Origin of the sequence: Kiloniella sp. (genome assembly GCF_965205715.1) — a bacterium.
Lineage (GTDB): Bacteria > Pseudomonadota > Alphaproteobacteria > Kiloniellales > Kiloniellaceae > Kiloniella.
This window is the reverse complement of the sequence record NZ_CBDBHW010000014.1, coordinates 1720675-1737212: the sequence shown is the minus strand read 5'-3', so window position 1 is coordinate 1737212 and position 16538 is coordinate 1720675. Positions and strand designations below refer to the sequence as shown.

The 16538-nt window shown below is 46.3% G+C and carries 13 protein-coding genes; 9 read left to right on the top strand and 4 right to left on the bottom strand.

Translation table 11 applies throughout. The annotated features are described in order from the left end of the window. Positions 1-104: 104 nt before the first annotated feature. Positions 105-1376 (bottom strand): cation:proton antiporter, encoded by a 1272-nt coding sequence (locus ACOGW3_RS25450; protein WP_419905490.1) that lies wholly within the window; start codon positions 1374-1376, stop codon positions 105-107. 289 nt (positions 1377-1665) lie between these two features. On the opposite strand from ACOGW3_RS25450, the gene ACOGW3_RS25445 reads away from it, so the two are divergent. Further along, complete coding sequence (locus ACOGW3_RS25445) at positions 1666-3414, top strand: EAL domain-containing protein (RefSeq protein WP_419905489.1); 1749 nt, start codon at positions 1666-1668, stop codon at positions 3412-3414. Between the two features lie 168 nt (positions 3415-3582). On the opposite strand, the gene ACOGW3_RS25440 is transcribed toward ACOGW3_RS25445, so the two are convergent. Next, complete coding sequence (locus ACOGW3_RS25440) at positions 3583-4815, bottom strand: ISL3 family transposase (protein WP_419901077.1); 1233 nt, start codon at positions 4813-4815, stop codon at positions 3583-3585. Between the two features lie 105 nt (positions 4816-4920). On the opposite strand from ACOGW3_RS25440, the gene ACOGW3_RS25435 reads away from it, so the two are divergent. The 4 genes from ACOGW3_RS25435 to ACOGW3_RS25420 all read left to right on the top strand — a co-directional run bounded on the left by ACOGW3_RS25435 (position 4921) and on the right by ACOGW3_RS25420 (position 8689). Next, positions 4921-6975: a CHASE domain-containing protein gene (locus tag ACOGW3_RS25435; protein ID WP_419905488.1), complete on the top strand. Its 2055-nt coding sequence runs from the start codon at positions 4921-4923 to the stop codon at positions 6973-6975. Positions 6976-7098: 123 nt separating this feature from the next. Next, entirely contained in the window at positions 7099-7461 is a 363-nt protein-coding gene (locus ACOGW3_RS25430) for a diacylglycerol kinase (RefSeq protein ID WP_419905487.1), read from the top strand. Positions 7462-7629: 168 nt separating this feature from the next. Continuing rightward, positions 7630-8199: a hypothetical protein gene (locus ACOGW3_RS25425; protein WP_419905486.1), complete on the top strand. Its 570-nt coding sequence runs from the start codon at positions 7630-7632 to the stop codon at positions 8197-8199. 94 nt (positions 8200-8293) lie between these two features. After that, complete coding sequence (locus ACOGW3_RS25420; RefSeq protein WP_419905485.1) at positions 8294-8689, top strand: methyltransferase family protein; 396 nt, start codon at positions 8294-8296, stop codon at positions 8687-8689. On the opposite strand, the gene ACOGW3_RS25415 is transcribed toward ACOGW3_RS25420, so the two are convergent. Then, the gene (locus ACOGW3_RS25415; RefSeq protein ID WP_419905484.1) at positions 8690-9589 is read right to left on the bottom strand and encodes a LysR family transcriptional regulator; all 900 of its coding nucleotides are present in this window, start codon (positions 9587-9589) and stop codon (positions 8690-8692) included. Between the two features lie 111 nt (positions 9590-9700). On the opposite strand from ACOGW3_RS25415, the gene ACOGW3_RS25410 reads away from it, so the two are divergent. From ACOGW3_RS25410 to ACOGW3_RS25400, 3 genes are all read left to right on the top strand, one after another. Further along, positions 9701-11224 (top strand): trimethylamine methyltransferase family protein, encoded by a 1524-nt coding sequence (locus ACOGW3_RS25410; protein ID WP_419905483.1) that lies wholly within the window; start codon positions 9701-9703, stop codon positions 11222-11224. A gap of 76 nt (positions 11225-11300) precedes the next feature. Next, positions 11301-13766 carry a GcvT family protein gene (locus ACOGW3_RS25405; protein WP_419905482.1) on the top strand — a complete coding sequence of 822 codons (2466 nt, stop codon included), beginning with the start codon at positions 11301-11303 and terminating at the stop codon, positions 13764-13766. Between the two features lie 163 nt (positions 13767-13929). Continuing rightward, positions 13930-14931 carry a GlxA family transcriptional regulator gene (locus ACOGW3_RS25400; protein ID WP_419905481.1) on the top strand — a complete coding sequence of 334 codons (1002 nt, stop codon included), beginning with the start codon at positions 13930-13932 and terminating at the stop codon, positions 14929-14931. 7 nt (positions 14932-14938) lie between these two features. Here the strand turns inward: ACOGW3_RS25400 and ACOGW3_RS25395 are convergent, their stop codons facing one another. Next, a complete protein-coding gene (locus tag ACOGW3_RS25395) occupies positions 14939-15421 on the bottom strand; it encodes a DUF2000 domain-containing protein (protein WP_419905480.1) in 483 nt (160 codons plus the stop codon). 144 nt (positions 15422-15565) lie between these two features. Between ACOGW3_RS25395 and ACOGW3_RS25390 the strand changes: the two genes are divergently transcribed. Next, on the top strand, positions 15566-16459 hold the full coding sequence (locus tag ACOGW3_RS25390; protein WP_419905479.1) for a LysR family transcriptional regulator: 894 nt from the start codon (positions 15566-15568) through the stop codon (positions 16457-16459). Positions 16460-16538: the final 79 nt, after the last annotated feature.

Genomic DNA, 16538 nt, shown 5'->3' with positions numbered 1-16538 from the left:
CAATATCCAAGGAACTTTGATCTAGTAAGCCAGGTTATTTTTAGATTCCTGAGCTTCAATTCGTTCCAGTAGGCAGCCATATGGCTGCCTTTTCTGTCTTATACTTACTTCACAAAACGCTCTACGACCTTTTTAACAGTTAGTCCCTGAACGATGATAGAAAAGATGACAATGCCATAGGTTATGGCGAGCAGGCTTTCTTTTTCCGGGACGTTTGGCAGGGAGAGAACGAGGGCGACCGAAATTCCACCACGTAGCCCGCCCCACGTTAAGACTGCGATGGCTCCAGGGGTATATTTTTGCTTGAGACTGAGCAGGCTTATTGGCAGTCCAACAGAGATAAATCGTGCGAAGAGAACCACTGGAATCATAATTAGGGTGGCGATAAGATTAGTTGTTGTTTCGGATATTGCTAAAATTTCAAAACCGATAATCAAAAACAATGACGCGTTGAGAATTTCATCGAGCAGGGTCCAGAATTTTTGCACATGATCCCGAGTGCTTTCACTCATGGCAAAACGCATACCACTGTTGCCAATAAGAAGACCTGAAATTACGACCGCAATTGGGCCCGAGAAATGTAAGGCATAGGCGAGGCTATAGCTCGACATAACCAAAGCCAGTGTAATAAGAACCTCGATTGTATATTCATCAATGCTCTTTAAAGCCCAATAGGCAATATATCCTGTGATCAGGCCGAGAACCGCTCCTCCGCCAGCTTCGAGTAGAAAGATACGAGACATCTCAAAGGCGCCAATTTCCTCTCCGCCAGAACCAACCCCAGTGGATGACTGGGTAGCTATCGCAACCAATATGGTAAATACCACAACCCCGACACCATCATTGAAAAGGCTTTCACCAGCTATTTTAGCCTTGAGAGAGGTGGGGACTTTGACAGTTTTGAGGATGCCTAAAACAGCGACGGGATCAGTGGGGGCGATTAAGCTTCCAAATATCAGGCAGTATATCAGGGGGATCTCAAGATCGATAAAACCTGTGACATAGTACATCGCAAAACCAATGAAAAATGTCGAGATCAAAACCCCGACTGTCGCCATGAGGGTGATGGCATATTTACGGTGAATAAGATCTTCAATATTTACATGAAGAGCCCCAGCAAAGAGCAAGAAGCTTAACATTCCTTTCATAAGGGTTTCATGAAAATCGATCTGTGCCAGTGAAAGCCTAACTGCTGATTGAATACCGAGTTGAGGGACCGCCAGGTCAACGAGCATGACCATAATGGAGGCAATCAAGGCAATGACAACAAGACCTATGGATATCGGCATTCGTAACCACCGATGATTTATATAGCCGAAGAAAGCGGCAAGCGTGAGGGTGATCGTCGCGATATTGAAGAGCGAAAGTGTTGTCATGAAACCACTGGAGAAGGTTAATAGTTAGGAAAGGAAATTTAGTATTGTGACGTGTTTATACCAGATCATTTGTTGTATCTGAAGACCGTACTCTGAAATTACCAATGCATAAACTGTGGTCAAGGTTACAAAGTCATCCCTAAAGTAATAGGTACTTTTCAAGCGTGTATTACTTTTAATCTCGTTAATAAACTTAAGGTTTATAAGTCGTTAAGTTTTTCTTCTTAAGATAATCTTGCTTGCGTAAGGGGAATATCGAGTCCGAAACCGGGGGGTGGAGGGTTGCCGAATGCGTGTACTGGTGCTTGATGATGATAAAGTTGATTTTCTTTATACAGAACGGCTTTTAAGCACTGCTTTTTCAAAAGACGATGTCGTCGTTAGTTGGGTGTCAGACCCGACTAATACTGAAATACTAGACGAAATCGACGATTATAATGTCTGTTTTGTCGATCAGTATATGGGGCCTTATCGAGGCATCGAACTTATCCAAAAATTTACAGAAGTCGGATGTTTAACGCCGATGATTTTGTTAACGCGCGAGGATAATCAAGCACTGGATGAAATGGCTTGCCAATCAGGTGCATCTGATTATTTGCTTAAAGATGAGCTGACTCCCGCGCTCTTAAATCGTTCTGTTCGTTTTAGTATTGCCCAAAAAACACAGGAAAAAAAATTAACCAAGTCAGCCTTTACGGATGGACTGACGGGGCTGGCAAACAGGACAAAGTTTGATCCCGCACTGGAAATGGCTCTTCTGACCACAGAACGAGCAAATACTTTCTTGGCCTTATTTCTTATCGATCTTGATGATTTTAAAAACATCAACGACATTTATGGTCATCCCGCAGGGGATAAATTATTAAAAGAGATTTCCAGTCGTCTAAAAGGATCGGTGCGTAAATCCGATATTGTCGCGCGACTAGGAGGGGATGAATTTGGTGTCGTGCTCAATGGTTATCGAAGCGAAGCTGATATTTTGACTTTGAAGGAGAAAATTACCAAAGTTTTTGACAAGCCCATCAAATTTGGCGCTCACACTTTTCAATGCAAGGGATCTGTTGGTATCGCAGTTATGCCTCCCGAAGAAGAAAACCGCTCTGCAAATGAGCTTATTAGAGCCGCAGATGGTGCCCTTTATAAGGCTAAGGAAAGTGGGAAGAATTCAGTTGAGTTTTTTGATCCAAGTATTGGCGAGCATATTGAAAAAGTAGCCGGGATTGAACATGGATTGGCGTTGGCAATAGAACGAAATGAATTTGAATTGCACTACCAGCCAAGAATTAATGTTGGCAGTAATTTAATTTGTGGTGCTGAAGTCCTTCTTCGCTGGCATAGGGAAAACCAAGATCCGGTGAGCCCAAGTGTATTCATTCCTATCGCAGAGCGGTCCAAAAAAATATTGGAGATAGGTCGCTGGGTCGTTGAAGAAGCCTGTCGTCAACAGCGAGCCTGGATTGATGCAGGAACCGAGGTGTTGCCCTTGTCGATAAATGTATCTCCACTGCAGGTGAAGTCGGATTATTTTGTCCCACATATAAAAGAAATGTTTATAAAATATCGGTTGGATCCGAGCTTGTTTGAGTTCGAAATCGCAGAAACGGCTCTCATGGAAAACCTTACATATTTTCGAGAAAGGCTCGAAGCTCTAGCCGATATCGGTTGTACCTGGGCGATTGATGATTTTGGCGTAGGGCATTCCTCGCTCAGTCGGATAAGCGATCTGCCAATTTCCAAAATCAAAATGGATAGATCCTTTGTTCGGCATATTGAAAGCTCTTCGTCGAGCCGGAAAATTTGTAATGTGATGACTTTACTGGCTAATGTTCTCGGTCTGGGGTTGGTTATCAAGGGGGTTGAGCGGAACTCCCAAGTAGAAATGCTGTCACTTTTCCCAAAAGATGAATTACAGGGCTTTCTCTATAGTAAAGCTCAGGATCCTACTTCATTTGAAAACTCACTGATTCAGCAAGCTCATGAAAGCTATCTTGCTAATCCACAACAATGGCTTGGAATGATCAGACGCCATTATGGATAGTATTCGATATTTTTAAGGCCAGTTAAATGAAACGATAAGGTGAGCACTTGGCAATGATTAGAATACCCAGTCGCCATTCTTACAGCCTGCCATTAGCGGTGTTGTTTATTGGTATCGGTGTTTCCGTTTATGTCTATTATTGGCACTTCTCCGCTTTGTTGAGTAGATTTAGGATTTCAAATAGAGCATAGATTGATTATCTGGAATGGATGATTGTCTAATTTTGAGTTTGAAGTATTCGGTATCCTTGATGCCTCTGGCTCGCTTACGGATCATTCCTATACTGACATTACCAGCCTCTATCCTGGCGCTTGTGAGCTTGTGTTTGGCGTAGTTGCAGATGCCCACACAATGTTTCCGTAGGGATTTCGCGAACTTTTTTAGATAGAGCATCTGTGACTGATCTGCTATCAGGCACCAACGTTCCAGTTGCTCCGCCATCGCCTCAAATGAAGCGGCACTCCACAGCAGCTGAAGCTGTTCTTTCAAGACGTAAAGTGCATTCAGGTTGCTATTGCTCTCCAGCAACCTTTGCAGCTTGTCACTTTGTTTTTCACTCAACTTATCCGCATTTTTGAGCAACAGATAATGTGTCCCTTTCATCAACTCTTTACCACTTGGATCGGCCTTTCTGAACTCAAGTCGACGCTGATTATGGATAGCTTTGCTGTAGTTTTTCATGACGTGGAAACGGTCAAATACTATGTCGGCCAACGGCAAGGACTCTCTGACAGCCTTTTGGTAGGCAGGCCCCATATCCATCGCTACGGCCTTTATTTTGCAGGCTGTATCTGGTTGCAGTTGTTTCAAAAACCTTGAAAAAACCTCGGCAGTTCGGCCTGCTTCAACCCAGATCAGATGACCGCCAACCATATCGTAGACCACCGTCATGTAGTCATGACCTTTCGCCCGGGCAACTTCATCTACACCAATATATTCCAAGCCAGTTAGCTCTGCAGGATCAAGCGTAGGGAGAGTTTCAATAAGGTATGCCCTGTCGATATTCTTGACCGTTTCCCATCGTATATCCAAATGTCTGGAAACCGCTTGAATAGACATATGCCGACATAATCCACTGATCAGTCGGCAAAATCGGTGAGTGAAACGGCACCCTTTATCAACAAAATCACACCCCTCAATGCGGCGTTCGCCCTTGTTAATATAAACCTGCGCCAGCTCAATCTCGACCACACAAGGATACCCAAAAAGGGGGATGTCGTTTACTTGTCGGCGGACATGCTGGTTGATGCTTCCCTTCTGGCCTGTAGCAGGGTCTATAGCCCTCCTACGCGCGTCTCGGCTGCAGTGAATGACAATCTTAACACCGCCGTCATCCAGTTTAATTTCATTTACACGTTGCCCTTTGAGGCCTAAAATATGCTGCGAGATGTTGATTGTCATATACCTGCTCTATGTAAAGTTATCAGAAACCATACATATCAACAGGTTACTTGGCGGTCGGCATCTTTTTCTACTCAACAAAGCGGAGAAGAGCCCTATTATTTAATGACTGAGTTAAGTTTTTCTAACCGCAAAGAAGCCTTCCTCCAACAAGCAAACAGCCATTATTTTGCGATCGAAGAACGCTTATTCTCAAGCCAGGATATTCTTACTTCCCTAAAAGCCTTTGTGGAAAATACTGACAACTTAAATCGTGAAAAATTTGAACGATTTTCAAACACACTTTTACAACGGCACCAGGAAATTCAGGCGCTGGAATGGATACCAAGAATTCCAAATAAAAAACGTTTTAGTTATGAAATTCGTGCTCAAGGTGAAGGGTACAGCGGGTTTCAAATAACAGAGCGGCTTGTGAACGACGGTAAGAGCCGATTAGTTCCGGTAATTCATCGACCGGATTATTATCCGGTGTTTATGGTATACCCCTTAGAGGGAAATGAAACAGCGCTAGGATTTGATTTGGGCTCAAACCCTGAGCGTCTAAAGGCTTTAGAGACCGCACGTGACACTGGCGGTATTGTCATGACCCAGCGCATTACCCTTGTTCAGGAAAAAGAGTCACAAGCGGGTGTGCTCATGTTTTTGCCAATATATGAACAAGAAGACTGGATCGCCAATGACGCAGCGTACGTACCAGTGACTAGGCTCAAACGTAGAGAACAACTGATAGGGTTTACTCTTATTGTTTTGAGAGTTGGTGATTTAATCGAGAAGTCGTGGTTAAATCTTGAGGACATTGTTGATGTAATCGTTACCGATGTTGCGAGTTCAGAAACTCTTTATGACAGCAGAGAGAGCTCAAAAGGTGAGCCCGAGTTCTCTAACTCTCAGGTACGGGAGTTTGGCCAGAGGAAGTGGTTATTCACGTTTGTTCCCAAACCAGGGGCATTCGTAAGCAATGATCAAATTCAAGAGTTGTTAGTTCTTTTTGGGGCTTTGTTTTTGTCGTGTGTAACTGGAAGCTATATCTACCAGTTAGTTGGATCCTATCGGGAAGTTAAAGCCAAAACCCAGGACTTGATAAAAAGTGAACAGCGGTTTTCTTTAGCTGCAGAAGGATCAGGTGTCGGTATTTGGGATTGGTTTGAAATTCAAGGTGATGAAACATATTGGTCACCGCAGTTCTATGATCTTTTGGGGTATCGGGACAAAGAGATCAAATCATCGCACGATAGATTTATTTCGATTATCCATCCTGATGACGTTGAGTATTCTGTTTCCATGATGAACAGGCACCTCAATGAAGGGGAGGTCTTTGACATTGAATTACGGTTGCAAACAAAGTCGGGCGACTACAAGTGGTTTAGAGCGAGAGGTCAAGCGGGGCGGGATCAATTAGATAACCCGGTTCGTATGGTCGGTTCTCTCCAGGATATCCATAGTCAAAAATCCTCAGAATTAGCTATTCAGGCATATGCCAAAGAATTAAAGCGGTCCAATGCAGATCTTGAACAGTTTGCCTTCGTGGCTTCACATGACCTTAAAGCTCCTCTTCGAGGAATATTCACCTTGGCTGAGTGGATAGAGGGGAACATTCGTGAATACATGGATGAGGAAACCGAGAGTTATCTCGAATTACTAAAAGGACGAATTCTTCGATTAGAGGGCTTGCTCACGAGCCTGTTGGTGTATTCACGCATTGGGCAAAACCAGGAAAATTTACAGTCCATAGATCTCAATGTGTTGATAGAAGATGTAACCGATTTATTGTCCGTGAAAGATCAAGGCTTTGAAGTTGCTTATGACCTTCCTACTATTAATGCTCGTACAGCTGTCTTAAATCAAACATTTCAAAACCTTATTGGTAATGCCATCAAACATCATGATCAGGATAACGGTACAATTGAAATTCAACATAATGTCGAAGATGATAACCATGTTTTTGCTATTATCGACGATGGCCCTGGTATCCCGATTGATATGAGAGAAACTGTTTTTAAAATGTTCCAGACTTTACGTCCTCGCGATGAAGTCGAAGGCAGCGGTATGGGGCTGGCCATTATCAAAAAGTTGATTGATTATCACGGGGGAAAAATATGGATCGAAAATACAACGCATAAAGTGGGTACAATCGTGAAGTTCTCGATCCCAGCAAATTAGGGAAGCTGTGATGTTTACCTATTTGAAACTTCCCCTTCTTACATAGAAAATTCAATAAGTTGTCTTCGATGCCTGGTATGATTAAATTATTACTTGGGAATCATTAAGGTGCCGGGGGATGAGATGGCCGTAAACGATGTCGGAGCAATAGCGCGCGCTTTTAATGCGAGCCTAAAGGGGTTATCTCATTGTTTTCGTAAGGAGCGGGCTTTTCAACAGGAACTGCTTCTCTTTGTCCCTTTAAGTGTCGTTGCGATTTTTATATCTTCGCAGGTATGGGACTGGGTACTGCTTACCCTTCCATTGATATTTATTCTGATTGTTGAAATCCTGAATACGGGGATAGAGGCTGTGGTTGATCGTGTGAGTTTAGATCATCACGAATTATCAGGATTGGCCAAGGACTGCGGTTCGGCTGCAGTTCTCCTGTCGATGTTACCTGCAATTATGATATGGGCAACTTATCTTTTTGAATATTTTTCTTAAAATTTATACTTGTCAGTTTTCCGTAAGGAACACGTTATAAAACACATTTTTATTATTGTTCATGTAAGGATTTCTTGCTTTGAGCGATATCCGGGATTGACCTAGAACAGCGCGCACAAAATTTTCGCGACTATAGTTGTCCTGGAAACAATCAAGCGGGATGTGTTGATGCAGGAATTGGATTTAAAATTATTTATCTGGATAAACGCGACCTCTGATACTGCTCTTTGGATGATTGATTGGGGGCGGTTTTTTACTTGGTGGCCTCAATTGTTTGTATTCGGCGGATTGTTGACCCTTCTAATTCGGAGGCGTCATTACGGTCTGGAATGGTTTTATCGAATGAGTGCGGCCGTCTTGCTTGCAATTTGCTTTAATCATGTTGTGAGCTGGATCCATCCCGCGGCTTTACCAGTCTCGATGGATATCGGTCAATTATGGATGAAAGGGGCATCGTTTGCGAGTTGGATGGGGGATTATCCCGTTTTTCTTCCGACAATTTTCTTTGCCTGCTTTATGTGGAACAAAGGCTACCTGTTCACGGGATGGGTAGCCTTGCTAACACTTGCTAACATATGGGGATTAGTCCTGATTGGCTGGTATTTTCCCTTGCAAATTATGGCGGGTATTATGGTTGGGGTGGGAGCCATTGGAACGGTAACTGTGTCCCAATGGATTTGGTCAAAAATGGGGCGTTATACATTCATACCGCAAGAACGGATAGAGCCAGTTACTTGAACTCAGTTATTCTAAATGATGACCTCAAGGAGGTTGAAAGGTAATTATGCAACGCCTGTTGCCACCATTCTTTTTTCTGATTTGTGCTGCCTTTATGTCTGTGCTGGATAGTTATTTTCCGATTATCAGGTTATTGCAATATCCCTGGAACTTGTTGGGGTTGATCGATTTGGCTGGCGGGCTCGTTATCACCCTTGTTGCAGGGGCACAATTCATCAAGGTTAAAACCAATCTCAAAACATTTAACCGTCCCGATCAGCTGGTCACGTCAGGGCTGTTTAAATACAGCCGAAACCCGATGTATTTGGGCTTTGCGATATCGACTTTTGGCGTTGGGCTTTATCTAGGATCTCTCTCGCCATTCCTGGTTGTTGTATTGTTTATTGTGGTGGCAGATCGATGGTATATTGCCTTTGAAGAAAAGGTTATGGCTGATATTTTCGGCGATGCCTATGACGACTATAAAAAAGCGGTTCGGCGCTGGGTTTGATTAGGCGGATTTGTCATCTGTAACGTCTAAAAGCCAATCAATGAGGATATTGCTCGTGCGCCAATTGGCTGATTTTTTATGCCCTCTGATAAAATAAGTGGTAAAGAGGGGCAGAGGGTTTTCAAAAATCTTTATGAGCTGCGCAGATTTCAGATAACCGTCAATAAGCGGCCGTCGACCAAGGATAACGCCTTCTCCTCTACAGGCAGCTTCAAGAGCGATGAGTGAACCATCGACCGAGAACCCCCGTGGAATGTTAAAGGTACCCTTGCAATAGGTTCTAAACCAACGATGCCAGTCATTTTCGTAACCGAGAACATGAATTAAATCGCAGTTCAGTAGATCGTCGGCTTTCCCGATATTTTGCATCTTCTCAATATATCCCGGGGAACAAACCGGAATTATTTCTGAATCCCACAGCTTATGCACACCAGGGTTTTTATTTGCGTCTTGTCCGCCAACGAATATTTCCAGGTCGCATTCCTGATGTGCTGGTTGACCTGGTAATTGATCAAGCGTTCGGATGTGTACGTCGATATCGGGGTTTACCTCGTGAAATTGACGAAGCCGAGGCGCCAGCCATAGGGACGCAATACTGGGAGTGCAGCGAACAGTAATCAGTTGTTTTCTTTTTTCGGGGAACAATTGATCCGTAATGGTGTCCAACCGATCCAGTGCTTCCTGAACAGCTGGGTAATAGGCTTGGCCGCCACTGCTGAGTGAAATGGTGCGGTTGTTGCGTACAAAAAGGGGAGCACCGAGGTAATCCTCTAATTGGCGTACCTGTTGGCTGACAGCTGCTTGAGAAACATGCAGCTCTTCGGCGGCCAGGGAGAAGCTGAGGTGGCGTGCTGCGGCTTCGAATGTGCGCAGTTGATTGAGGCGAGGGCGTCGGGACATTGATATCTTCGCATAAGTTTTAGTTATGAAAAGCTGTATTAAATCTCGTTTGTTTGCAAGCGAAACTAAGGCTTACCATTCAGGAAAATAAATATCTTTCTGGAGGCCTGGGTGCAGTATTTTTCCTTTCTTGATGATAGTGAGGTTCGTCGTGTCCACGAATCATCGCTAGAGATCCTAGAAGAAGTCGGTTTGTTGGTGCGTAATGAAAAGGCGCGCTATCGCTTTGCCGAACATGGCGCGATCGTCGATCATGAAACCGAAATGGTACGCATTCCCCGGGATGTGGTCGAAAAATATCGCGCGATGGTGCCGCCAACAATTACGCTGCGCGGTCGGGATCCGAAAAATGATGTGACGTTCCCGCGTAAGTTACCAGTGGTCGCAACGGCTAGTTCAGCTCCGGATATTGTTGATCCTGTCACTGGTATAACCCGTCGGGCAACCTCGGACGACATTGCCCGTATTGCTCATGTGGTAAACGAAGCAGATAACATTGAGGTCTTTTCGATCTCGACCCTGGCGGACGATGCGCCCAAAGACCAGATCAGCCTGTCCCGGTTTTATCCGGCGCTGAAGAATTGCCTAAAACCCATTCGCACCTCTGTTTGGACTGTGGACGAGGCCAAACAGATCCTGAGATTGGGCGAACTGATTGCAGGTTCACCCGAAGCTTTTTGGGAGCGGCCCTTTATCAATTTTGGCTATTGTTCCATCGTCACTCCCCTCACCATGGATTATGACAGCACAGAGAACCTTATGTTCTTTGCTGAAAACGGGGTGACGGCTTATGGGACAATTGCGCCTATGGGCGGAATCAATACACCCCAGTCATTACCTGGCATGCTAACTCTGATTAATGCTGAGTGGTTGGCAACGGCGTGTCTGGCCCAGATGTCCAAGGCTGGAACTGAACAGATCTATAACTTCCTCCCGGTTTTTGCTGACCTGCGCGATGGGGCCTATGCGCCCGGTGCCATTGAAGTGGGCATGATGAATTCGCTGGTTTGTCAGATGGCTCGTTTTTACAACGTCCCGGCGGGTGGATATCTCGGGCTGACAAACTCCAAGGTCGCAGACGCCCAGGCTGGCTTTGAGAAGGGGATGTCTCCTTTGATAGGGGCGCTTTCCGGTGTGAATTTCATAGTTATGGGCGGGTTACAAGATGCCTTGATGACCTTCGATTTTGGCCAACTTCTCATCGACAACGAAATCGCCGGCATGGTTAAACGTGTCCGCACTGGGTTTGCTTTTTCCGATGAAGAAATTGCCCTCGATGACGTCAAAGAGGTCGGTCCGGGTGCGTTGTTTGCGGGTCTGCCAATGACCCTGGACAATATGACCACCACCACCTTCATGCCGGAATTGGCTGACCGAAAGTTGCGGGAAACATGGGAAACCGAAGGCTCCTCAACGATACATCAGCGGGCCATGAACAAAGCCAGAGAAATACTTTCCAAGCCGAATGTTGCGGCCTTTGATACCGAGACTGATGCGCGTATTCGCGCAGAGTTCGCCGGGATGGTTGCCGGAGATTCTTCTTTGCCGGAGGGATGGGCGGAGCTTGACATCGGTGGCGATAAGATAAGCCGGGGCCGCAGGGTCAATCGTCGGGCAAAGAGCACTGCGGCGTAGGCAAAAACACCGCTCTGTCCCTCTCAAATAAATACGACTTAACGCCTGACTTTTCAGGAAACTATAGGAATGTTCGATGCGTAAGGCTTTTCCAACATCAGCTAAAATTGTGGTCATTGGCGGGGGTGCCATCGGAACCTCAATTGCCTATCACCTCGCCAAGGCGGGGGAAACTGATGTGGTATTACTCGAAAAATCCAGGTTAACCGAAGGCGCCACCTGGCATGCGGCCGGTTTGGTTGGTCAGTTCAGATCCCAGCAAAATCTGATGAGCCTGATGCGGGATTCCGTGACCCTCTTTGATACCTTGGCGGAAGAAACAGGGCAGGAAACCGGGTGGCGCAAGGTGGGGTCAATTCGCATTGCTTCCTCTCAGGACCGTTGGCAAGAGTTGCTAAAATCTCACTCCGCGGCCCGTGCGGTGGGCTTTGAGATGGATGTTATTTCCCCAAGCGAAGCAAAAGATCTTTATCCTCTGATGGAAGTCGATGATCTCGTCGGCGCTGCCTTTATTCCCGAGGATGGCCATGTTGATCCCTATAGTCTCACTCAGGCCTATGCCAAGGGAATACGGCAAAAGGGTGGACGGGTAATCGAAGGTGTAATGGTCAAAGAACTTGTCCGCGAAACTGTGGGAGATAGTGAACGTATTACCCATGTGGTGACCGATCATGGCACCGTAGAGGTCGATACTGTGGTCAATGCCGCCGGGTTATGGGCTCGGCAAGTAGGGCATATGGCAGGTGTTGAGTTGCCCGCCGGCGTGGTCCAACACCAATATTTTGTGACCGAAAAGACCCCGGAAATACCCGATGGCATTCCTTGTTTTCGTGATCCCGATGGCGGTTTTTATGCCAAGCCAGAGCCCGGAGCTCTCGCGATTGGGGGCTGGGAGCAAAGCACGGATAAGGTCAATCCTAGAGAAGGTTTCCCATGGCATTGTGAACGGCATCTCTTTGACCCAAATATGGACCGTCTGGAAGAAATTTTTGGCCCGGCTCTACATCGGCTGCCGATCCTCAATGAATTGGGAGTGCGGACCATCGTCAATGGACCAATCCCGATCTCCCCTGATGGCGAGCCTGTGATAGGTCCGGTTCCCGGGGTGGACAACTTCTTTGCCGCCTGTTCCTTTACATCGGGGATTGCAGCTTCGGGAGGCGTTGGTAAAGCTGTGGCAAGCTGGATCCTGAACGGTGATCCCGGTCTCGATCTTTGGGCATTTGACATCCGGCGTTTCGGGCCCTTGCAGTCGGGGCAAAAATTCCTGCATGACCGTGCAGTGGAAAGTTACAGTAAATATTATGATATCCATTGGCCGGGGGAAGAGCTTGAAACCGCTCGTGGTGCGCGCAGGTCACCATTATACAGCAGGCTTAAACAAGAAGGTGCTGTTTTTGGTTCTAAGTTTGGTTGGGAACGCGCCAATTGGTTTGCGTACGATGATGTGCCACAGGAAGATAGATTTGGCTTTGGTCGACCAGGGCAGGCAAAAACCGTTGGGCGGGAGCACAAAGCTGCCAGAGAAAATGCCGTGCTGGTGGATCAGACGTCATTTACCAAGTTTGAAATCTCGGGCCCTCGTGCTTGCGCCTTTTTGCAGTACATCGCTGTAGCCAATGTGGACAAACCCGTTGGCGGGGCTGTCTATAGCCAACTGTGTAACGCGAAAGGCGGCATAGAAGCCGATGTTACTATTATTCGACGCGCCGAGGATTGTTTCTGGATAATCACAGGATCAGCTTTGGGCGTGCGGGATAAAACTTGGCTGCAAGTCGGCTTGGGGATGTTTGCCAAGCGTCAGGAAAAGGGCTTGTCACCACAGGACGTTATTCTACGGGACATAACATCGTCCATTGGTGTGCTTAATTTACAGGGACCAAAGGCCCGTAAGATTCTTGAGAAAGTGTGCGATGAAGACATCTCACACTCTGAGTTCTCTTTCATGAGCACCAAAGATATACGTATCGGTTACGCACCGGCGCTGGCTTACCGCGTAACCTATGTGGGCGAGCTGGGATGGGAACTTTATATTCCAACCGAATATCTCGAATACGCATACGAAACTTTGATGAAAGCTGGACAGGGAGAAGGCCTGATTAATATGGGCTATCGTGCCATCGACAGTTTGCGCCTGGAAAAGCGTTACCTGGCATGGGGAGCAGATATAAATTCTGACTATAACCCTTTTGAAGCAGGATTGAACTTTCTAATCGATTGGAAAAAAGGTGATTTTCTTGGTCGCGAAGCCTTAAGCGAGATCAGAGAGCAAGGGGTCACACAACGCATGGTGACCTTGCTTTTAGATGATCCTCTTCACGTCTATGGCGGTGAAGCAGTTTATTGCGATGGGCAAGTTGTTGCCCAGACGACGAGCGGAAATTTTGCTTATTCAATCGGGAAATCTTTGGTCTTGGCTTATTTGCCCGTTGAACTGCTTGAAAAGGAAGAATTTGAGGTTCAGGCGTTTGATCAACGTAGTCGAGCCAAGTTGGTCAAGGGGGCGGCTTATGACCCAAAGGGTGAGAAAATTCGGATCTAAGTACAGTTGTTAAATGGTGAAAAAAATTGATCAACAGGTGAAAAAGAGTCAATTGCCCGATGCCCATCTGTTCTTCAAAATCAATGATCGCTAATGAGAAGAATAAATGAGTGCCACAGAAGCACAGCTCCACAAAAAAATCACGAAGCTCAGGAGAGAGAGTATGCAGTTAAAAGTGTATAGTTCAGAGCTCAAGGCAAAGGATGTCTCGCTTCAGCGTGAGTTGCGTCGTGTTGCCCTGATTGTCTTGCCTGGAACAAGTTCTCTTGAGGTTAGCTTAGCAATACAGGCATTAAAGGCAGCAAATGCAGTGTCTGGCTATGCCGCTTTTCATTGGCGGATTGCTACCCTTTATGGCGAACCTATCGATCTCGAAGATGGATTTGTCTTGCAACCGCAAATGAAGGTTGGGGAAGATGAGGCCATCGACTTGGCCCTTGTCTTTGGTGAGTGGGGTGTTGATACGGGAAATCTGGTAAGCTTTTCAAACTGGCTCAAACGTCTTGATCGGCATGGCGTTTATCTCGGGGCCGTAGGAGGTGCTTGTTATGAGCTGGCAAATGCCAATCTTCTGGACGGGTATCAATGTACCGTTTCCCAAGCATATCGTGACTCTTTTCAAGAGCTTTTTCCATCTGTGGAAATTCGTGACGCACTCTTCACCTGGGATCGAAAACGTATAACCTGTACAGGGCGAGCCGCTTGTCTCGATATGATACTCAATGTGATAGAGCATCAATGTGGAACTGAGGTTACGGGACAAGTTGCCGAGGCATTTAATTATGATGTGCGGTGCGGAACCTCAATTCCTATGCGGCAGCGCAACCTCACCCTGCAAAAGATGTCAGGAAAGCTAGCTGAAGCCGTTCGAATTATGGAAGAAAATTTAGAATTTCCCCTGACGGCGGAAGAAATTGCCGTTGAGAGTGGAAGTTCCAAGCGCCAGATTGAAAGGTTGTTTTCTTATCACCTTAGCTGCAGTCCTAAACGTTATTACAAACGTTTACGGCTTAAAAGAGCACGGTCACTCCTGCGCCAGACTGCCCTTCCGGTAAGCGAAGTGGCTGTCGCCTGTGGATTTTCGTCCTTTTCCCATTTCTCACGGGTGTATCGCGGCTGTTTTGGTTCGACACCGCGCGAAGACCGGATGGCCCTATCGGCTTAATATGATCTTACCGTAAAAGGCCCAGGTTTCCGGTGAACTTGTTGACCAGTTTTTTACTGCCGTAAAGGGCTATACCGGAGTAGATCAGTTGATCAGGGGAGGTCGATTTCATCTCTTCTGAATACTCAGCGTAATTTTGTGTCGTTCGGGTGGCGGAGATCAGGTCGATAACTGTTAAGCCGGGTTCATGGGGTTTTAAAGCTTCGCGCAAAGTCTGAAGCGAAGAAGCCGTTCCTTTGAGGATTGGAACTGGGAGGATTGTAATTCCTCCGTGGAGATCGCCGACGTGATCTGGTATATCGGATCCGATCATTTCTGGGTGGCGCTTGCCTATGGAAAGTGAAAGTACGGCGGCAGAATTGGCGATAAAACCCAACGGCAGTTCCTGATCGATCACAATGACACACTTATGGGTGGTCGTGATTTCTTGGGAAGGGGTGATCTCATTGGTGTCTTGGGGTTGGGGTAAGATTTCGATAGAACTGTCCACAGTCTTTGTCCTTATCAAGCGTGCATATCAAGTGCTCTGAGGCTCTGCCATTGGCTTTAACTTCACAGTGAATGAATTATAGCCTTCTCTTTAAACTGTGATAATCTGAGGTAATTGATTTATACTGTTTGGAAAATTTACCTAATGATTGACGAACTCCGTGCGATGGCGGTTTTTTCAAAGACGGTTGAGGCCGGTTCCTTTCGGGCGGCCTCAAGAGAGCTTGATCTCTCACCATCCGTGGTTAGTCATCACGTCTCCCAACTGGAAGACAAACTTGGGGTCGCGCTGCTCTATCGCTCTACACGGCGTTTGTCCTTAACCCATGACGGTGAAAAGCTGTTTCACTATGCCAAGGAAATGTTGTCTTCAGCTGAAAGTGGCTTTGACGCGATAGCAAAACGCGCGAGTGAACCAACGGGGAAGCTAACCATCACTTTTCCAGCAGGGTTTATCCAGGGACCTATGGTCGATGATCTCGCGGCCTTTGCCCAAGCCCACCCAAAAGTCGACCTCACCATTAATTTTAGTGACCATCAATTAGACGTCATACGTGAGGGCATCGATCTCGCAATCCGGGTTGGAACCGTACAAGACAGCACGTTGAAGTCAAAAAAACTAACCGACCTCGAAAGAGTGATGGTTGCTTCTCCAAGCTATTGTGCCAAACATCCCAAACCAGATCAGCCGAGCGATTTAAAATCATGGGATTTTATTGGCCTGCGGATGCGCCCAAATGACAAGCTGCTGACCAATCAGGCTGGTAAATCTGTGCGAATAAACTACGAACCTCAGCTGGTTTTGGACAATATCCACGCCGTTGTCCAGATGTCCAAAGCTGGACTGGGTATTATTACGCCGCCCACCTATCTGGTAACTCAGGAGATCGAAAATGGACAGATGATCGAACTGTTGCCTGATTGGAAGGTAGAAAGCCTGCCCGTTTATGCGATCTGGCCACCGAATGCCCCCAGAGAAAGCTTAACTTACCGCTGTATTGACTATCTCGAGGCTTGTGAAAAGAAGCGACGTCAATAGGAGGAGATGAGCTTGTTGTCTCTATGATCTGATGGTTGTTGCGATACTCATATCAAATGAAACGTAAATGCTTTAATAT